This window comes from Pseudomonas huaxiensis (genome assembly GCF_003231275.1).
Classification (GTDB): domain Bacteria; phylum Pseudomonadota; class Gammaproteobacteria; order Pseudomonadales; family Pseudomonadaceae; genus Aquipseudomonas; species Aquipseudomonas huaxiensis.
This window is the reverse complement of the sequence record NZ_QKVL01000049.1, coordinates 18,863-37,590: the sequence shown is the minus strand read 5'-3', so window position 1 is coordinate 37,590 and position 18,728 is coordinate 18,863. Positions and strand designations below refer to the sequence as shown.

15 protein-coding genes are annotated in these 18,728 nt (G+C 61.3%); 5 read left to right on the top strand and 10 right to left on the bottom strand.

All coding sequences use genetic code 11. From position 1 onward, the window contains the following. The 5 genes from DM374_RS28705 to DM374_RS28690 form a co-directional block, all read left to right on the top strand. Positions 1-603: DUF6990 domain-containing protein (locus DM374_RS28705; RefSeq protein ID WP_225422616.1), on the top strand; the 603-nt coding region annotated here is incomplete at its 5' end. 133 nt (positions 604-736) lie between these two features. Continuing rightward, complete coding sequence (locus tag DM374_RS33300) at positions 737-1,123, top strand: hypothetical protein (protein ID WP_157969764.1); 387 nt, start codon at positions 737-739, stop codon at positions 1,121-1,123. A gap of 66 nt (positions 1,124-1,189) precedes the next feature. After that, a complete protein-coding gene (locus DM374_RS34585) occupies positions 1,190-1,474 on the top strand; it encodes a DNA/RNA non-specific endonuclease (protein WP_110972933.1) in 285 nt (94 codons plus the stop codon). 2 nt (positions 1,475-1,476) lie between these two features. Continuing rightward, positions 1,477-2,007, top strand: coding sequence for an SMI1/KNR4 family protein (locus DM374_RS28695; protein WP_110972932.1), 531 nt, complete (start codon positions 1,477-1,479; stop codon positions 2,005-2,007). A gap of 289 nt (positions 2,008-2,296) precedes the next feature. After that, positions 2,297-2,548, top strand: coding sequence for a MafI family immunity protein (locus DM374_RS28690; RefSeq protein WP_110972931.1), 252 nt, complete (start codon positions 2,297-2,299; stop codon positions 2,546-2,548). 229 nt (positions 2,549-2,777) lie between these two features. Here DM374_RS28690 and DM374_RS28685 read toward each other — a convergent pair whose 3' ends face one another. The 10 genes from DM374_RS28685 to DM374_RS28640 all read right to left on the bottom strand — a co-directional run bounded on the left by DM374_RS28685 (position 2,778) and on the right by DM374_RS28640 (position 18,695). After that, positions 2,778-3,080, bottom strand: a complete 303-nt coding sequence (locus DM374_RS28685) for a DUF3077 domain-containing protein (RefSeq protein WP_110972930.1) — start codon at positions 3,078-3,080, stop codon at positions 2,778-2,780. A 509-nt stretch (positions 3,081-3,589) separates the two neighbouring features. Beyond that, positions 3,590-5,017, bottom strand: a complete 1,428-nt coding sequence (locus DM374_RS28680; RefSeq protein ID WP_110972929.1) for an efflux transporter outer membrane subunit — start codon at positions 5,015-5,017, stop codon at positions 3,590-3,592. After that, positions 5,014-8,193: an efflux RND transporter permease subunit gene (locus DM374_RS28675; protein ID WP_110972928.1), complete on the bottom strand. Its 3,180-nt coding sequence runs from the start codon at positions 8,191-8,193 to the stop codon at positions 5,014-5,016. The genes DM374_RS28680 and DM374_RS28675 overlap by 4 nt, the downstream gene beginning before the upstream one ends. A gap of 12 nt (positions 8,194-8,205) precedes the next feature. Beyond that, positions 8,206-9,450: a multidrug efflux RND transporter periplasmic adaptor subunit MexE gene (gene mexE / locus DM374_RS28670; RefSeq protein ID WP_110972927.1), complete on the bottom strand. Its 1,245-nt coding sequence runs from the start codon at positions 9,448-9,450 to the stop codon at positions 8,206-8,208. A 416-nt stretch (positions 9,451-9,866) separates the two neighbouring features. Continuing rightward, entirely contained in the window at positions 9,867-10,970 is a 1,104-nt protein-coding gene (locus DM374_RS28665) for an LLM class flavin-dependent oxidoreductase (RefSeq protein ID WP_110972926.1), read from the bottom strand. A gap of 67 nt (positions 10,971-11,037) precedes the next feature. After that, a complete protein-coding gene (locus DM374_RS28660) occupies positions 11,038-12,372 on the bottom strand; it encodes an LLM class flavin-dependent oxidoreductase (RefSeq protein ID WP_110972925.1) in 1,335 nt (444 codons plus the stop codon). Between the two features lie 514 nt (positions 12,373-12,886). After that, positions 12,887-15,259 (bottom strand): TonB-dependent receptor plug domain-containing protein, encoded by a 2,373-nt coding sequence (locus DM374_RS28655; RefSeq protein WP_404821396.1) that lies wholly within the window; start codon positions 15,257-15,259, stop codon positions 12,887-12,889. Positions 15,260-15,392: 133 nt separating this feature from the next. Next, complete coding sequence (locus DM374_RS28650; RefSeq protein ID WP_177431622.1) at positions 15,393-15,899, bottom strand: RidA family protein; 507 nt, start codon at positions 15,897-15,899, stop codon at positions 15,393-15,395. 18 nt (positions 15,900-15,917) lie between these two features. Further along, positions 15,918-17,498: a flavin monoamine oxidase family protein gene (locus DM374_RS28645; RefSeq protein ID WP_110972923.1), complete on the bottom strand. Its 1,581-nt coding sequence runs from the start codon at positions 17,496-17,498 to the stop codon at positions 15,918-15,920. A 294-nt stretch (positions 17,499-17,792) separates the two neighbouring features. Next, positions 17,793-18,695: a LysR family transcriptional regulator gene (locus DM374_RS28640; RefSeq protein ID WP_110972922.1), complete on the bottom strand. Its 903-nt coding sequence runs from the start codon at positions 18,693-18,695 to the stop codon at positions 17,793-17,795. Between the last annotated feature and the right edge of the window lie 33 nt (positions 18,696-18,728).

The following is an 18,728-nucleotide window of genomic DNA, read 5'->3' as shown; positions in this document are numbered from 1 at the left end:
CTTGTCCCCTTTTTCTTTTTTCTAGATTATGAATTTTCCTGGTGCCTAGTAATGACAGAAAAAGATGTTGTTTCAATCTTGAGGGAGCAGGGCTGGGCCTGTAGCAAGGATGAAGTTGGTGATTATTTTTGCGTCATTGATGTGGGAGACGCTCGACTTCAGCTTATTCCCTCTGTGGGTAAGCGCTCGGACCATTTTCGAGTTTCGCTTACGCCCTCCATTTCGACCAAAAAGTTTTCGGAGGCTGTCTCTTTTATATTGGGTAGCGGCGGTAGTAATGTTCCGATTATAGTTAGCAATGAAGGTCCGGAGAAATTGTCTAGTTTATCTAGTTGTGATGTTATTCGGTTGTCAGAGAAGGCTATATCTTGGGCCCGCTCTCAGAGTGTTAACGAGGGGTTGATGGTTTATAGAACGCTGCCAACAGATGCTAAAGGTGCAATGCCAGTCCGACATTTGGCCGCTCTAGCAATAGCTGGCGATATCGGTCGTCTGGAAGAATATAAGAAAAGTTTTGAGGAGGGTGACAGGCTCGGGTTTGTGCCTTACATTACTTGCGATACGATTGATCGAGCGCTCATGGTAGCTCGAAAAATTGAATAACCAGCGAGAGCGCGAAGGGGATAGGGGGCAGACCACAGCGAAAAGGGGGCGGATTTATTTTTCTGAGGGTTGAAAAATAAATATGTCCCCTTTTTTGTCCCGTTTTTTTGTATGTGCCGTGAAAGTGAGGGATATGAAACTCGAAGTCGAAAATAGTCCCGTAGTAATTGGCGTTAATCAGGCGCAGCTTGTAAGAGCGTTAAAAAAATTAAAAAGCTACGGCCCTAGCTCATTCGCATGCATAATTGACGACGATGGTAGCTATGTGCAAGTTGCTGGAGGCAGATTCACTTGCTTTATAGAAAGATATGACGCAAAAAATAAATCTCTGTTTAGAGGTTATCATTCAAATTCCAGCACGAACTTTGAGGATGGGAGCTTGCTATCGTTTGGTGCAGGGCGTGTTCAATTAAAAAAAGATGAGTGGTTTAATATTAACGATGTGATCGAGGTTTTCTCCCGATTTAATCAGGATCAGCCTATGCCAGAAAATATTTACTGGCGCGAGATAGAGGTTTGAATCAGAACGACAGTTGATGAATTGGACAGAAAAGGAGACAGATTTAATTTTCTGCGTGGGTGAGAAATAAATCCGTCCCCTTTTTGGTCCCCTTTTTGGTCTCCCCTTTTTGGTCGTAATGGTGCAAGAAACCTAGTGACGCTTTTTCAGCGCAACGCCAATCATCCCAATATGAGTTCATTTGAGCGCCAAGTGAGGAATACCGTGCAGAATGGTGAAACAGTGAGCTATAGGGCAATACCTATATATACAGGTACCAATCCAGTTCCGACAGGTGTAACGTTGTCTGCTCGTGGGTCAGGGGGGCTTACTCTTGATGTGTCAATTCCTAACGTAAATGGAATTAAATGATAATGATTAATCAGCTAATTAATATCCTCCCGCCTCCCGCTCAGCGGAGCCTTCATAGTGTGGCCTTGGCCGCTTTTGAGTCTGATTGGGGAATGCAGTTGCCAAGTGACTTTAAAGGCCTTGTTTCTGTTTATGGAAGTGGATCAATTGATGGGTTTATCTGGTTGCTAGATCCGTTATCAAAAAATTCAAACTTGAATTTTGAAAAAAGTAGGTACTTTGTCGAGGCATATGTTTTTTTGCAGCAAGAATTTTCATCGGATTACCCAAGGCCAGCATACCCGGCTAAAGGCTCTTTTTTTCCTTGGGCGGTTACTGACAATGGGGAAACTTTTGTCTGGCTGGTTGATGGAGAGCCAGAGTCCTGGAAGATTGCTATACATAGCTCAGATCAGAGTGAGGAAGAAATTTTTAATTTCGGCTGTGTTGAATTTCTTTTAAAGCTGCTTAAGGGTGAGCTTTCGTCAAGGATTCTTCCTGGTCAGTTTCCTGACGTGAATCTGGATGTGCATATTTTTACAGCTGTCGAGTAATGGTGGGGATGTGCCAGAAAAGGTGGCAGATTTAAATGGCACTTACTAAAATTTCTCCACATGCTCATTCTCGTAGGGGGAAAGGGGACTGGGAAAGGGGACAGATTTATTTTTTAAGTGACTGAAAATAAATCTGTCCCCTTTTCTTCCGGTCCCCTTTTCTTCCGTATGAAACTCGTGATGGTGTGCGAATGCGAGTTGTATATCAGCCGGCTACAGGGAAGGTTGTTACTGCATTTCCTGATGATGCTCCGATTCCACCTTACAAGCCAATTAAGTAGAATAATTTATGTTCGCAGATCGTATCATTAAGTTTGGAAGAAAGTTTGAAGGTCGATTGGATTCCGACCTTCTCCAAGGCGCCTTGGACTATGTCGCGTATAGTGAAGAGAGTCTAGCCTTTGAAATATTATGCGATCATATTTGCGAATATGATATTTCTATAACGGGCGAAGAGTACAAGGAGGCTATTCAACTAGTTGTAGATCTTGGACTTAATTTAAACGATGGCCCGTTTAAGCATTTGCTGGGGTTGAAATAATAAATATTAGAAGCTATTTGGTACAAAAGCAACATCCAGGAAAAGGGGACGGATTTGAATGGCACTTACTTAACAGCTAACCACTTGAACTGAAAGCAAAAAATGAAGAAGGGCTGGTCTGGTCTACGGTGATAGTTGCGAACACACACCTCGGAGAAAGGGGGCGACGGAAAAGCGGACGCCCCTTTTTCTGCATCGCCTGCGCAAGCCAACAACACACTACTCGGCCTTAACTCCTTTGCCCCGCAACCCCCCTCAAAAGCGACTCAACCAAAGCCCGCGAAATCTCCAGCGAGTGATAACTGCTCCACGCCAGATCCCCCACTTCCTGCTCGGCCAGTTCGCAGACTTGCAGGTTGGTTTCGAAGGCGGATTTCAGGGTCATGGACAGGTGCACCAGGGCATCTTCGATATCGACGCCGGCGCAGACGGCGAACAGGGGTTTGTGGCTGTCGTTGCACGCGCTGAAGTGGGTGTGAACGGTGGCGAGGCGAGGGGTGCTGGCGGGTGGATCAGGTACGGTTTTTTTCATGGTGTCGATCTCTGTGGAGGAGTGAGTCGCCACGATCTAGCCGTCAAGCAGGAGGGTGGCGACTGTGCGCGGGTTGACGGACCGGTCCACAGAGAAAACCCGGCGCGCCCGAAGGCGCCCACACGCACAGCTGCCATAGCAACCAGCGTTCTGTGAAAGTCAGTCCGTCAAGACCGGTCGTTGATGAGCAACGACCGGCGAAGACTAGGTGCCGATTCCCACGAGCGCAACGGCTGATAAGGCGCGGAAGTATGATTGGGAAATTGCCTACATGAAAGTCGGAAGAAGCCGGAAGTTCGTAGCTTTATGCGACACCTTGGCGGGGGGATTGCGTTGCGGGGTGTCGGAAAAAGTTGGGGGTGGGGGGCTCGCGAGCAAGCTCGCTCCTACGGGGGGGTCAGTTCAGTTTTGCTGGCGATGAGGCCCGCAAGATTCACCAAAAAAAGCCCCGCAAGGCCTAAACCTGCGGGGCAAAAAGGTCGGTGTTCACCAACCAAAGGAGCTCTGAATTACCTGGCCGCGACAGCCTCGGCCTGCCAGCCGCCACCCAACGCTTTGTAGATGGCGACGATGCCGCGATACAACTCGACTTCGCCCTGGGCCTGGGCGTCTTCCGCCGCGAGGCGCTCGCGTTCGGCGTCGAGCAGGACGAGGTAGTCCACCGTGCCTTCGCGGTAGCGGATCGAGGCCAGCTCCGCAGCTTTGCGGCTGGCTTCGCTCTGTTTCAGCAGCGAAAGCAAGCGTTGTTGGCGTTTGCCGTAATCGCTGAAGGCGTTTTCCGATTCTTCCAGCGCCAGCAGCACTTGCTGTTCATAGGTCGCCAGTGCGCCTTCGGCATCGGCGTTGGCACCGCGCAGGCGGGCGCGGACGCTGCCCAGGTCGAACGCGGCCCAGGTGATGCTCGGGCCAAGCGCCCAGGCAGACGCCGCCGAAGAGCCGATCTGCGAACCGCGACCGGCGGTGAAGCCAAGGAAGCCGCTCAGGCTGACCCGTGGGAACAGGTCGGCCGTGGCAACGCCCACGTTGGCGGTGGCCGCCGCCAGTTGGCGTTCGGCGCGACGGATGTCCGGGCGGCGTTGCAGCAGTTCGCCCGGATCGCCCACCGGCAGGGCCTTGGCGATGGCTGGCAATTGCGCCGGCGACAAATCGACGCTCAGCGCGTCCGGTCGCTGGCCGAGCAGGGTGGCGATGCGGTTGCGCGCTCGCACCTGTTCCGCCTGCAGTTGCGGCACGCTGGCTTCTACCGCCGCCAGGCGGGCATCAGCGCGGACCACGTCCAGTTCGTTGCCCACGCCAGCATCGCGCAGGGTCTCGGTGATGCCGCGAGAATCCTGCTGGGTCTTGAGGTTGGCCAGGGCGATTTTCTCGCGCAGTTGCGCACCACGAAGCTGGCCGTAGGCGTCCACCAGTTCGGCGATCAGGCTGACTTGCAGTTGTTGCAGGTCGGCCTGGGCCGCGGCTTCCTGGGCCTGGCTCGCTTCCAGTTGACGCTGGATGCGGCCGAACAGGTCCAGTTCCCATGCCATGTCCAGGCCCAGGTCGTAGCGTTCGCTGTTGACCCGGTCTTCGGTCTGGCCCGGAATCTGGCCTTTGCCAAGGTTGCTGCTGGCGCGGCTGGTGACGGTGGGGAAGGCGTCGTTGTCGACGTCTTCGCGGATCGAGCGGGCCGCCTTGAGGCGGGCGAACGCTACGCGCAGGTCACGGTTGCCGTTCAGCGACTGGGTCACCAACTGGTCCAGCACCGGGTCTTCGAACTGGTGCCACCAGGCGCTTTCGAAGCGGTTGCGGTCCAGGCCGGCCTGGCCGTCGGTGGCGGCCAGGTGGGCGGCGGCGGTTTCCGGGGCCTTGTAGTCCGGGCCCACGGCGCAGGCGCTCAGGGCCAGCACCAACAGGCTTGGCATCCACAGTTTTGCAGCGCTCAGGTTCAACGGGTTCATGCGTGGTTCTCCACGGCGGTCAGCCGCGCGGCCTTGCGCGCCTGGCTGCGTTCGACGTAACGACGGATCAGGACAAAGAACACAGGCGTCAGCAGCAGGCCGAAGATGGTCACCCCGATCATCCCGGAGAACACCGCCACACCCATGGCATGACGCATTTCAGCACCGGCACCGGACGAGAACACCAGCGGCACCACACCCATGATGAAGGCGAACGAGGTCATCAGGATCGGCCGCAGACGCAGGCGGCAGGCTTCCAGTACCGCGGCCAGCGGGTCGAGACCCTCGGCCTGTTTGTCCTTGGCGAACTCGACGATCAGGATCGCGTTTTTGCACGCCAGCCCCACCAGTACGATCAAGCCGATCTGGGTGAAGATGTTGTTGTCGCCACCGGACAGGATCACCCCGGTAATCGCCGACAGCAGGGTCATCGGCACGATCAGGATCACCGCCAGCGGCAGGCTCCAGCTTTCGTACTGGGCAGCCAGCACCAGGAAGGCCAGCAGCACGCAGAGCGGGAAGACGAACAGTGCGGTGTTACCGGCGAGAATCTGCTGGTAGGTCAGTTCGGTCCACTCGAAGGTCATGCCGTTGGGCAGCTCTTCTTTAAGCAGTTTCTCGATGGCCTTTTCCGCCTGCCCGGAGCTGTAGCCCGGAGCCGCAGCGCCGTTGATCTCGGCGGTGATGAAGCCGTTGTAGTGCATCACGCGGTCGGGGCCGGAGGTATCGCTGACCTTGATGAAGGTCGCCAGCGGGATCATCTCGCCCTGATTGTTGCGCACCTTCAGTTGGCCGATCTGTTCAGCGTCGAGACGGAACTGCTGTTCAGCCTGGACGTTGACCTGGTAGGTACGGCCAAAACGGTTGAAGTCGTTGGCGTACAGCGAGCCCAGGTAGATCTGCAGGGTGTCGAAGATGTCGTTGATGGCCACGCCGTGGGTCTTGGCCTTTTCCCGGTCGATGGCAGCATCGACCTGCGGCACGTTGACCTGGTAGCTGGTGAACAGCCCGGCCAGCTCCGGCACGTTGTGGCTTTTGGCGATGATGTTCTGGGTTTCTTTGTACAGCGCTTCATAGCCCAGGTTGCCGCGGTCTTCGATCTGCAGGCGGAAGCCGCCGATGGTGCCCAGCCCCTGTACCGGCGGCGGCGGGAAGATCGCGATGTAGGCGTCCTGGATGTCGGCAAACTGCGCGTTCAGCGCGGCGGCGATGGCGGCAGCCGACTGGCTCGGGTCTTTGCGCTCATCGAACGGCTTGAGCGGGGTGAACACGATGCCGCTGTTGGGGCTGTTGGTGAAGCCGTTGATCGACAGGCCGGGGAAGGCCACGGAGTCGGCCACGCCCGGTTGTTTCAGGGCGATTTCGCTCATTCTCTTGATGACCGCTTCGGTGCGGTCGAGGCTGGCGGCGTCCGGCAACTGGGCGAAGGCCACCAGGTACTGTTTGTCCTGCGCGGGAACGAAGCCGGTCGGGGTGGACGAGAAGCCCATCCAGGTCAGCACCATCAGCCCGGCGTAGATGAACATGGCCACGCCACTGCGGCGGATCACCCGTGCGACGGTGCCGACATAGCTATGGCTGGCACGCTCGAAGAAGCGGTTGAACGGACGGAACAGCCAGCCGCCGAACAGGCGGTCGAGCACCCGCGAGAAACGGTCTTTAGGCGCGTGATGGCCCTTGAGCAACACGGCGGCCAGCGCCGGCGATAGGGTCAGCGAGTTGAAGGCCGAGATCACGGTGGAGATGGCGATGGTCAGGGCGAACTGTTTGTAGAACTGCCCGGTAAGGCCGGAGATGAACGCCGCCGGGATGAACACCGCACACAGCACCAGCGCCGTGGCGACGATCGGTCCGGTCACTTCGCTCATGGCTTTTTTCGTGGCTTCCATCGGTTCGAGGCCGAGTTCGATGTTCCGCTCGACGTTCTCCACCACCACGATGGCGTCGTCCACCACGATACCGATGGCCAGCACCAGGCCGAACAGCGACAGCGCGTTGAGCGAGAAGCCGAACAGGTGCATCACCGCGAACGTACCGATCAGCGACACAGGCACGGCCACCAGCGGAATGATCGAGGCGCGCCAGGTCTGCAGGAACAGGATCACCACCAGCACCACGAGGATCAGCGCTTCGAACAGGGTGTGCACCACCGCTTCGATCGAGCCGCGAACGAACACGGTCGGGTCGTAGACGATGCTGTAGTCCATGCCTTCGGGGAAGTCTTTCTTCAGCTCGGCCATCTTGCCGCGCACTTCGTCGGAGATCTCGATCGCGTTGGAGCCAGGGCGCTGGAAGATCGGGATCGCCACCGCCGGCTGGTTGTTCAGCAGCGAGCGCAGGGCGTATTGGCTTGAGCCAAGCTCGACCCGGGCGATGTCTTTCAGGCGGGTGATTTCACCGTTCTCGCCGGAGCGGATGATGATGTTTTCGAACTCTTCTTCGCTGACCAGCCGGCCCTGGGTGTTGACCGAGAGCTGGAAGCTGGTGGCGCCGGGCGCAGGTGGTGCACCGAGCTGGCCGGCGGCGACCTGGCGGTTCTGTTCGCGAATGGCGGTGACCACGTCGCTGGCGGTCAGGTTGCGCGAAGCGGTCTTGTTCGGATCGAGCCAGACCCGCAGCGAATAATCGCCCATGCCGAACAACTGCACATCGCCGACGCCGCCGAGGCGCGCCAGTTCATCCTTGATGTTGAGGATGGCGTAGTTGGACAGGTACAGCATGTCGTAGCGCTGATCCGGCGAGGTCAAGTGCACGACCATGGTCAGGTCGGGCGAGGCTTTGTCGACGGTGATACCGATGCGCGTCACCTCTTCCGGCAGCTTGGGCTGGGTGCGGGTCACGCGGTTCTGCACCTGCACCTGGGCGTTGTCCAGGTCGGTGCCGAGGGCGAAGGTGATGGTCAGGGTGATCTTGCCGTCAGCGGTGGACTGCGAGGACATGTACAGCATGTTCTCGACACCGGTGATGGCCTGTTCCAGCGGCGCGGCGACGGTTTCGCCGATCACCTTGGGGTTGGCGCCGGGGAAGTTGGCGCGCACGACCACGGTCGGCGGCACCACTTCCGGGTATTCGCTGATCGGCAACTGGAACAGCGAGATGGCGCCGGCGATCAGGATCAGCAGCGAGAGCACCGCGGCGAAGATCGGCCGGGTAATGAAAAACCGGGAAAAATTCATTGGACTGGTCCCTTAACCGCGTGGAGCCGTGGCGCTGGCGAGCTTGACCGTCGCGGCGCCAACGGGCGTTTGCGGACGGTTGGCAGCTTCCAGGGCCTGGCGCTGTTGGGCGAGGGCGGCGAGGGTCGCTTCGCTGGCCATCGGTGTTTCTTCAGGGGTGACCGGCGAGCCGGGACGAACCCGTTGCAGGCCCTTGACCACGATGCGGTCTTCCTTGCTCAGACCGGCGCGAACGATGCGCAGGCCTTCGAGTTTCGGACCGAGTTCCACAGGGCGGTAATCGGCCTTGTTGTCCTTGTCCATCACCAGCACGAACTTCTTGCCCAGGTCGGTGCCCACGGCTTCGTCGTTGATCAGCACTGCCGAGTACGTGGCGCTGCCGACCAGTTTCAGGCGGGCGTAGAGACCCGGGGTGAACTGGCCGTCGCGGTTGTCGAACACGGCGCGGCCACGGATGGTGCCGGTCTTCGGGTTGACCTGGTTGTCGACGAAGTTCATCTGGCCCAGGTGCGGGTTGCCGGTTTCGTTGGACAGGCCGAGGTACACCGGAGTGGTCTGGCCGCGCTGGCCGTCGCGGGCAAGTTGGGTGTACTTGAGGTAGACGCGCTCGTCGGCATCGAAGTAGGCGTAGACGCGGTCGGTGGAGACGACGCTGGTCAGCGGCGTGACATCGGCGGTGACGATGTTGCCGGCGGTGAACTGGGCGCGGCTGACGCGGCCGCTGATCGGCGCGGTCACGCGGGTGAAGCTCAGGTTCAGCTTGGCCAGGTCCAGTTGCGCCTGGATTGCCGCGACACCGGCACGGGCTTCGGCGGCGGCGCTGGTGCGCGACTCGGCAAGCTCGGCGGAAATAGCGTTGCTGCTGCGCAGGCGTTCGCCGCGCTGAGCTTCGTTTTCACTGCGGATGGCGGTGGCGCGGGCTTGTTGCACCTGGGCTTCGAGGCGGCGGACCTCAGCCTGGAACGGACGTGGGTCGATCTGGAACAGCAGGTCGCCTTTGTTGACCTGGGCGCCTTCGGTGAAGGCCACTTGGTCGATCTGCCCGGAGACGCGCGGGCGGACTTCGACGGTTTCCGGCGCTTCGAGGCGGCCGGTGAACTCGTCCCATTCATTGATTGGTTGTTCCAGCACCTTGGCCACGCTGACTTTCGGCGCGCCGGGTGCCTGGACCGCCTCCGGGGTGCGACCACAGGCACTCATCACCAGAAGGGCCAACGCAGCAAGGGGATAGCGCAAGGGTTTGAGTGACTGCTCCATGGAGAACTCCGCCAATATATTGATAGTGGGCGGATTCTGCGTTCAGGCGCGGGTGGGGACGAATCGAACGAAGCGAAGGTGACTATCACGCGCAATGATAGAACTGGAGTGTTATCGCGTGGCGTTGATAGTTATGTCTTGCGCGCCCACTGTATCTGTAGGAGCGAGCTTGCTCGCGATCAGGGCGCCATCGCGAGCAAGCTCGCTCCTACAGATGCAGCAGACACAGATACGGTGCCGGCCATGGCAACCACAGCCAAGCTATTGGCAGGCAGGAGCAAGCAGTGTGAACGTTGGGCGGTGATACTGACGTCGTTCCTCTGGACCGGGTCGTCCAGGGTGCGACGGCACTATCTTCATATCTGCGCTACGTTTCACCGCCAGTAGGGTTACTGGCGGTTTTTTTTGCCTTGAATTCAGCCGTTGGCGCGTTTGCCCTGCGCCTGCTCGGCTACCCGCGCACGAATTCGTGGCAGCAGGTCCTGGCCGTACTCCACCGCGTCGCGCAGTTGGTCGAAGCCGCGGAACAGGAAGGTGGTCACGCCGAGGTTGTAGTACTCCAGCGCCGCATCTGCGACCTGGTCGGCGGTCCCCACCAGCGAGGTGGAGTTGCCGGCGGCGCCGGTCAGCGCGGCGATCGCGGTCCACAGGCGTTTGTCGTGCACCACTTTCTGGCTGGCCAGTTCCACCAGGCGCGCCGAGCCGATGTTGTTTTTGCCCACGTTGAATTCGCGACGCTTGCTTGCGCGCAGTTCATGCAGCACGCGGGCGTCGGCCAGGATCTGTTCGGCGCGGGCCCAGGCGGCCTCTTCGGTGGCGCCGAGGATCGGTCGCAGCGACAGGCTGAAGCGAATGTGTTTCTCGCGGCCATATTTGGCCGCCGCCTTGCGCACTTTGGCGATGCGCTCGCGCACCTGTTCCAGCGGCTCGCCCCACATCATGTAGACGTCGGCGTGCTTGGCTGCGACTTCGACGGCGGCATCGGATGCGCCCGAGAAGTAGATCGGCACGTGGGGCTTTTGCAGCGGCTTGATCAGGGTCAGGTTGTCTTCGACGTGGTAGTGCGCGCCTTCGTGGCTGAAGGGTTGGGTCGCGGTCCAGGTCTGCTTGACCACGTCGAGGTATTCGTCGGTGCGGGCGTAGCGGGCGTCCTTGTCGATGAAGTCGCCGTCACGTTGCAGGTCGCCGCTGTCGCCGCCAGTGATGACGTTGATCGAGGCGCGGCCGCGGCTGAGCTGGTCGAGGGTGGCGAACTGGCGGGCGGCGAAGGTCGGCGCCTGGAAGCCCGGACGGTGGGCCACCAGCAGGCCGAGTTTCTCGGTGTAGGCGGCGACATGGCTGGCGATGATCAGCGAGTCGGCGGCGCTGGTGTTGACCGCCAGCAGGGCTTTGTCGAACCCGCCGTATTCCTGGGCCTGGGCGAAGGCCTTGATGAATTCCAGGTCAACGCTCGGGCCGCGTGGCGCCTGGGATTCGCTGGCTTCCTGGGGGCCGATCAGGCCGATGAATTCGAGGCTCATGGGGCAAACTCCTTGTGCGTGTCAGAGTGGCCCGCGCTCGGCGCGGGCGGAATGGGCTTGGGGCGGTTCAGGCGACCGCTTCCTGGGTGCGACGCAAGGTGTAGCGGTTGGCTGGCACTGCCAGGCCGAAGTTGTCGCGAAGGGTCTGGCCTTCGTATTCCTGGCGCAGCAGGCCGCGTTCCTGCAGCAACGGCACCACCGTTTCGGTGAAGCGTTGCAGGCCGTCGGGCAGCAGCGAATTGATGATGAAACCGTCTGCCGCGCCGTGTTCGAACCAGTCCTGCACGGCGTTGGCGACTTCCTCGGCGGTGCCGACGAAGTCCCGTTTCGGCGCCGAGAAACGCAGCGCCACTTGGCGCAAACTCAGGCCTTCGTCGCGGGCCAGTTGCTTGAGGTAGTCGGAGGAGCCCTTGTGGCTCTGGCTGCCGAGGTCGCCGAGGTCGGGGAACGGCGCGTCGAGATCATGGCCGCTGAAGTCGTAGTCGTTGAACGGCCGGCCGAGGGCGACCAGCGCGTCATCAATGCTGACCAGCGCCGCCGCCTGCTGGTAGCGCTGCTCGGCGTCGTCGGCATCGAGGCCGACGATGGGACGGATGCCCGGCAGGATGAACAGCTCGTCCGGGTTGCGGCCGAAGTTTTTCGCCCGCTGCTTGAGGTCCTGGTAGTAGGCGCGGGCGTCGCTGAAACCGTCGGGGCTGACGAAGATCGCGTCGGCCTGGCGTGCGGCGAAGTTGCGGCCGTCCTCGGAGGTGCCGGCCTGGAAGATCAGCGGCTGGCCCTGGCGCGAGCGGGCGATGTTCAGCGGGCCCTTGACCTTGAAGAATTCGCCCTTGTGCTCCAGCGCGTGCAGCTTGTCCGGGTCGAAGAACTGGCCGCTCTGCTTGTCCCGCACCAGCGCGTCGTCTTCCCAGGAATCCCACAGGCCCTGGACCACTTGCACGTGTTCCTTGGCGATGCGGTAGCGCTCGGCATGCGGCGGGTGCTCGGCCTTGCCGAAGTTGTCGGCGGTGCCGGACAGCCACGAGGTGACCACGTTCCAGCCGGCGCGACCGCCGCTGATATGGTCGAGCGAGGCCAGTTGCCGGGCGACCTGGAAGGGTTCGGTGTAGCTGACGGTGATGGTCGCCACCAGGCCGATGTGCTCGGTGACGGCGGCCAGGGCGGAGAGGATGGTCAGTGGTTCGAAGCGGTTGAGGTAGTGCGGGCTGGATTTGGCGTGGATGTGCAGGCTGTCGGCAATGAAAGCGAAGTCGAACTTCGCGCCTTCGGCCAGTTGCGCCTGTTGCTTGTAGTAGCCGAAGTTGACGCTGGCATCGGCCAGAGCGTCCGGATGGCGCCACTCGCCCCAGCCGTGACCGACACCATGGATCATCGCGCCGAGTTTGATCTGTCGTTTGCTCATGCTTCGCTCCTGAGGAGAAGGGGACGAAGCGCGGGGAGAGGCCCGGCTTCAGTCGTCGATAACGGCCTCCGCCAGGAAAGGGGTCGGTCTGTGGGATAGACCTTAAACGCGGGAAAGCTGCCTGTGAAAGCACATTTTCTTCTATGCTAATTATGTAAATTGCGCATTACATAAATTGATTAATATCAATAAATTGAATTTTGAGGTTGGGTAGTTTGTTGGGCCATTTACAAATCTCGCGGGCAAGACGCGGACTCTGTAGGAGCGGCCGTTAGCCGCGATGGGCCGCACAGCGGCCCCCAAACCATCCAGCACGAGATGGCTGTCTAAACCCGGCATTTCTTTCGCCCTTGAGGATGCCTGAATGTGAGATCCCAACCCGCCAGTGACCGGGTGCTGCATGGAATTAGGGCCGCTTTGCGGCCCATCGCGGCTAACGGCCGCTCCTACAGGATTGCGAGTGACTGGCGGTTTGCGACTGGCAGAGAGATGTGTGGATACCCCCAACAATCAATCAGAAGTCATACGTCAACCGCGTGTAGTAATACCCCCCGGTAAAGCCATACGGCGAATACGCCCCATAGCTCTTGACCATGGTCTTGCTGCTCGGCGACTGCCGCTCGGGGTAGATGTCGAAAAGGTTCTTCGCGCCGACCGCCAGGTTCAGGCTCTTGGTCAACTGGTAGCCCACGTCCAGGTCGGTGATCCAGCGCGCCTTGTAGACCCTGTCGAGCGAGCGGTCGTTGGCGTCGTTGACCTCGCGGTACGAACCGTAGCGGGTCAGCCCAAGGTTGACGTTGTAGCGGTCCAGCCGCCAGTTGCCGCCCAGGATCAGCTTGGTTTTCGGCTGCACGCCGGTGATGAAGTTGCGTGCCTGGCGGTTCATCAGGTCGTAGTTGCGGCCAAGAATGTTGACGCTTTCCTTGTAGTCGAGGATCTCGGTGTCGTTCCAGTTCCAGGCCGCGGTCCACTTGACGCTGCCCAGCGCGCCGAGGTCCTGGTCATAGTTGCCGACCAAATCCACGCCCTTGGTGCGGGTGTTGGCGCCGTTGGTGAAGTACTGCCCGCCGGAGGTCGAGGTGATGCCGTTGGCCACCAGGGTCTGGGTCACTTCGCTGCCGAGCAGGGTGCCGGTCAGGGTGATGCGGTCACGCACGTTGATCAGGTAGGCGTCGGCGGTGAACGACAGCCGGTCCGTCGGCTGGAAGGTCAAGCCAAGGCTGTAGTTGGCGGACTTTTCCGGCTTCAGCGCTTCGGCACCCAGGGCCTTGGCCGCCGCCGAATCCACCGGCAGCACGCCGTAGTTGATCGACTGGTAGACGCCATCGACCACGCCATAGGTGGTGGAGCGGGCGCTGAACAGGCTGTTGGCCAACGATGGCGCGCGGAAGCCGTTGCTCACCGTGGCGCGCACCGCCAGTTGCGGGGTGAACTCGTAGCGGGTGCTGAGCTTGCCGCTGCGGGTCGCGCCGATGCCCTGATCATAGTGCTCGTAGCGCAGCGCGGTGCCGACGTACCACTGCGGCAACGGGTTGAAGCCGACGTCGAGGTAGCTGGCGACGCTGTTGCGGTGCTCGCTGGAGGCTTCGGCCGGGGAGATGCCGTTGGTGACTTGCGCCCCCGACGAGGCGCAGTTGCCGGGCGACACGCAGTAGCCGCCGTTGGCCCAACTGGCCCAGTCGCCGTCTTCCACTTCATAGCCGTCGCGGCGCTGTTCCAGGCCCCAGGACAGGTCGAGCGGTTTGCTCAGGCCAACGTCGAAACCGCGGTGCAGGTCGAGGTTGCTGGTCAGTTGGGTGGAGATCCAGGTGCCGGACTTGAAGTGGTTTGGCGTGGCTTCGCCCAGCGACGGGTTCTGGTTGTTCCAGGTGCCTTGTTCGGCGCTGTTGCGCCCGTAGGTGCTGGATAGATCCCAGTCCCAGTCGCCGGCCAGGCCCTTGGCGCCGAACGCGGCCTGGAAGTCTTCTTCCTCGATGTACCAGGTTGGCGTGTAGCCGGCCGGGCGGCCGTTGGGGCCGGTGGTGATGGTGTTGACGATGGTTGGCAGGCGGAAGTTCTGGCCCTGCTCGGCCTTGCGGTAGGACCAGGTGCTGAACGAGTACAGGCTGAGGTCATCGTTCACCGGCAGTTCGGCGTTGTAGCCGAGGGTCAGCAGGTTGATCTTCGGCGTGCCGTAGCCGCCGTAGGTGGACTTGCCGGCTTTCTCGTGGGCTTCGGCGACGCTGTAGCCGTTGGCGCTGGCCTTGTTGTCGTCGTTCTGGCTGCGGGCATCCAGCGCCAGTTGCAGCACGCCGTCGTTACCGATTTCGAAGCCCTTGTTCAGGCTCTGCTGCACCGTCTGCTTCTTGCCGTCGTAGCCCTGGCCGGCGTTGGTCACCGCGGTGCCGCTGGTGTCGGCTTTGAGGATCACGTTGATGACCCCGGCGATGGCGTCGGAGCCGTACTGGGCGGCGGCGCCGTCACGCAGCACTTCGACGTGGTCGATGGCGCTGATGGGGATCAGGTCGAGGTCGGCGGGTGCGGCGCCGGCGTTGATCCCGCTGATATTCAGGGTGGCGCTGGTGTGCCGGCGTTTGCCGTTGACCAGCACCAGCACCTGCGCTGCGTTCAGTCCGCGCAGGCTCGGCGCGCGGGCCATGCCGCTGGCGTCCCAGCCGGTCTTTTCCGGCAGGGTGAAGGAGGCGACGCTGGCGCTGAGGGCTTCCATCAGGCCGGGCTTGCCGGTGTCTTGCAGTTGCTTGGCGCTGATCACGTCGATTGGCGCCGGGCTGGTGGTTACAGTGCGTTTTTCGCTGCCGCGGCTACCGGTGACGATCACCGTTTCCAGGCGCGAGCCGCTGGCGGCGGGGTCGCTCGGTTCTTCGGCGTTGACGGTTGCGATATTCAGGCTGGCAAGCAGTGCCGCGCCCAACAGTGGGGTGCGCGCGGTCGCCGCTGGCCAGCGGGACAAAGGGGCAGTGTTCAAGGCGTGTTTCCTGTGCTGTTTTTTTTCGTGCGAGGACGGGGCCGGGTGGCCGGGCTCAAGGCGCCTTGGCGGCGACGGCTTCGATTTCCACCAGCGCACCCGGCAACGGCAGGGCGACCACCTGCAACGCGGTGCGGGTCGGCTTGTTCGGCTGTTCGGCGGTGGCGAAGAACTTCGTGTAGGCGGCCTGCAGACCGGCGAAGTCGAGGGTGCCGCCCTTGTCCGGGTCACCGACGAGGAACACCCGCAGTTGCACGATATCGCCGAGGTCCAGGCCCTGGCTTTGCAGCGCAGTGCGCAGTTTGTTCAGCACCGAGAGGGTCTGGGTTTCGGTGTTGCCGTAGGCCTGGATGCTGCCTTTCGGCGCCTTGGGATCGGCGACATCGGGCAGGGTGCCGCTGACGAAGGTCAGTTGTGCCGAGGCCGGTACGGTGACCAGTTGCGAGATGGGGAAGGTCGAGCCCGGCGGGCTGACGCGCTGGATGCTGTCGGCGTGGGCGGCATTCAGGGTCAGGCTCATGAGGGCTCCGAGGGTGAGGGCGGTGAAGGTGTTGGTGTTCATGGAGACATTCCTTGTCGGTCAGGCGGCGGCAACGTTGCGGGTGGACTGGTTGGCGTGCTCGGCGATCAGGCCGACCACGCGACGGGCGGATTCAGCGGCGCTGTTCTGCCAGATGCCGACGCCGCCATGGGCCAGGGCGTCGCTGGCCAGCCAGGTGCGGCCCTGGGGCTGGTTGAGCGTGTCGTAGGCCGGTTGCACCACTTCGTCGTGGACGATCCACGGGCTTTCGCTGAAGGGAATCTTCGACCAGTTGACCGCCACCGCGCGCCCGAGCTTCTGCGCGTGGCCGGGGTGCAGTGACTCCACGGCGCTGCGGGACGAGGCGAACTGCTCCTGCCAGCTCTTGCCGGCAAAGCGCTCGGCAATTTCGCCGGTGTTGTAGGTCGCCACCAGCACGCCTTGCGCGCTGTTCAGGCGGTCGCTCGGGTACCAGAGGAAACGCGCGTCATGGTTGATGTACGAGAGCCCGCCGTAGATCTGGAAATCGGTTTCCCAGAAGCGCGGCGACTGCCAGGCGACCTTGTTGGCCTTGTCCGGCTTGGCCAGTTCCAGCGCCTGCTTGAAGGCCGGGGTGAAGTTGCTGTCGAGCTTGCGCAGCAGCGGCAGGGGCAGGGCGACCACGGCGTAGTCGGCGTCTTCGGTGTGCTGGCGGCCGGTGGTGCGGTCGCGCCAGACCACGCGGCTGCCGCGGTCGGAGGTCTGGATCGACTGCACCTCGGCGTTCAGTTGCACCGCGTCCTTGACCTGGCGATAGAAGGCCTTGGGAATCTGGTCCATGCCGCCCACGGGCTGGAACATGGTCGCGGAGAATTCCGGGATTTCATCGAACACCAGCGGCAACAGCAGGTTGCTGTCGAGCAGGCGGTCGAGCTCCACCGGCGTGCGCTGCACCGGGGTCTGGTCGCCGGCCCCGGCGAAGCGTGTGTAGCCCGAGCGCACCGAGCCGCGGTACTGGCGCTCGTCATTGAGGTCGCCATAGACCTTGAGGAAATCCAGCAGCGCCTTGCGCTCGCCGGCGTTCAGTTCCTGGTCGAGGCTATTGCGCTGGACACTGCGCGCCAGCAGCTCGCTCAGGTGCCCGCGGGTGTCGTTGACCGCCTGGCGCAACAGCAGCGGCGGCTTGCTCAGGTCCGGCTGGACCAGGGCGTTGCGGCTGCTGTTGACCAGAACTTCCAGCTCCACGCCCAGCTCGCGGCAGTAGCCGAGGATGGTCAGGTGATGGCTGGGCAGGCGTGCGGCGCCGGCATTGAAGAACAGGCCGTTGTCGAATTCCACGGTCTGCTTGCTGCCGTCGTTGTGCTCGATGCGGTCGCCATTGCGCAGCGTCCAGACCCGGCCGCCGATGCGGTCGCGGGCTTCCAGCAGCTTGACCTCGAAGCCGGCCTTGCGCAGTTCGTAGGCCGAGACCAGGCCGCTGATGCCGCCGCCGACGATCAAGACTTTTTTGCCGTTGCCGGCGCGGCTGGCCAGTTTCAGCGGTTCGAAGGTCGCCGCCTGGGCCGAGCCCGGCAGGCCCAGCGCGGACAGGCCGCCAAGCGCCGCCGAATAGCCACCGATGGCGGCCAGGCGGGAAATCATATCTCTACGGGTGAGCCCCATGTCGCGTATCTCCATAAGGTTGCCGGAGGTGCGCTGCGCGAAGGGGAAAGGCAGCACGACCCGACAGGCAACCGCGAGGTTGGGATGTCGGCGTTCTGCACACGGCCAGGGAAATGCCGCAAAGGCGGGAGAAGCGGAAAGGGCAGACCCGCTGGCGGTGGCAGAAATCCATTTGCCTCCACCAGGTTGGGGTCGGTAATGCGAACATAAGCGTCTGAAAGGCGCTTGTGAAAGGCTTTTTGGTTCTAAGTTAATTATCAGAAAATGACATAAAGATCGTTTTATAACATGCGATCAGGATATTTTGTTGCCATCCAGGCGCTGCGCCGAGACCGCGCCGAACAACTCCACCGGCTCCTGCAGGTTGCCCAGGTAGCGCGGATGGAACAGCCACAGGTCCACTTGCGGCTTGAAGTCGCTGACGTTGAGGACCTCCAGTTGATCGCGGTGGCGACTGGTGGCGAGCAGCGGCTCCGGCACCAGGCCCAGGCCCTGACCGTTGGCCACCAGGCCCAATTGCAGCTCGGTGCCGAAGGTCTCCAGGTTGATCTGCAACGACAGTCCCTGTTCGCTCAGCGCCCGCTGCAAGCCGGCGCGGAAACCGCAGCCATCCGGGTTCAGCACCCAGCCCCGCAGGTAACAGTCCTTGAGCTTGTAGCTGCGCTTGGTTGCCGTGCCCTTGGCCGCCACCACCCGCAACTGCATGCGGCCGATGGACCGGCTGGCGATGCCCTCGGGGAAAATCTTGCCGGTGGGGAAGAGCGCGGCGGCAGCGTCCAGATCGCCGTTTTCCATCTTGGCGATCAGCGAACTGCCCCAGCCGCTGACCACCGAGGTGCGAAGGTCCGGGTACGCCTCGCGGATCTGCGCCAGGGCATCGAGCAGTACCACGTCGCCGATGGTCTGCGGCACGCCCAGCCGCAATGTGCCGCTGGGCGCACCGTCGCTGGCGACCAGCTCGCGCAGGGTGTCGATCTCCCGCAGGATCGCTTTGCACTGCTCATACACCCGCCAGCCCATGGGCGTCGGCTTGAGCGGCTTGGTGTTGCGATCCAGCAGATTGGCGCCCAGATCTTCCTCGAAATTCTGCACCCGCCGCGTGATCGCCGGCTGGGTCAACTGCAACGCCTCGGCGGCGAGGTTGGTCGACTGGCAGCGGATGACGGCGACAAAGGCGTCCATGTCATCGATCTTCATATTCGCTTCTCACATACTCTGAGCCGGGGAAAT

Bases quoted from the DNA above. Each gene is read 5' to 3' on its own strand.
- DM374_RS28685 (WP_110972930.1), bottom strand. From the start codon at position 3,080: ATGAAAAAAACCGTACCTGATCCACCCGCCAGCACCCCTCGCCTCGCC.
- DM374_RS28640 (WP_110972922.1), bottom strand. From the start codon at position 18,695: ATGAAGATCGATGACATGGACGCCTTTGTCGCCGTCATCCGCTGCCAG.
- DM374_RS28660 (WP_110972925.1), bottom strand. From the start codon at position 12,372: ATGAGCAAACGACAGATCAAACTCGGCGCGATGATCCATGGTGTCGGT.
- DM374_RS28675 (WP_110972928.1), bottom strand. From the start codon at position 8,193: ATGAATTTTTCCCGGTTTTTCATTACCCGGCCGATCTTCGCCGCGGTG.
- DM374_RS28690 (WP_110972931.1), top strand. From the start codon at position 2,297: ATGTTCGCAGATCGTATCATTAAGTTTGGAAGAAAGTTTGAAGGTCGA.
- DM374_RS28645 (WP_110972923.1), bottom strand. From the start codon at position 17,498: ATGGGGCTCACCCGTAGAGATATGATTTCCCGCCTGGCCGCCATCGGT.
- mexE (WP_110972927.1), bottom strand. From the start codon at position 9,450: ATGGAGCAGTCACTCAAACCCTTGCGCTATCCCCTTGCTGCGTTGGCC.
- DM374_RS28650 (WP_177431622.1), bottom strand. From the start codon at position 15,899: ATGAACACCAACACCTTCACCGCCCTCACCCTCGGAGCCCTCATGAGC.
- DM374_RS28665 (WP_110972926.1), bottom strand. From the start codon at position 10,970: ATGAGCCTCGAATTCATCGGCCTGATCGGCCCCCAGGAAGCCAGCGAA.
- DM374_RS28680 (WP_110972929.1), bottom strand. From the start codon at position 5,017: ATGAACCCGTTGAACCTGAGCGCTGCAAAACTGTGGATGCCAAGCCTG.
- DM374_RS28695 (WP_110972932.1), top strand. From the start codon at position 1,477: ATGATTAATCAGCTAATTAATATCCTCCCGCCTCCCGCTCAGCGGAGC.
- DM374_RS33300 (WP_157969764.1), top strand. From the start codon at position 737: ATGAAACTCGAAGTCGAAAATAGTCCCGTAGTAATTGGCGTTAATCAG.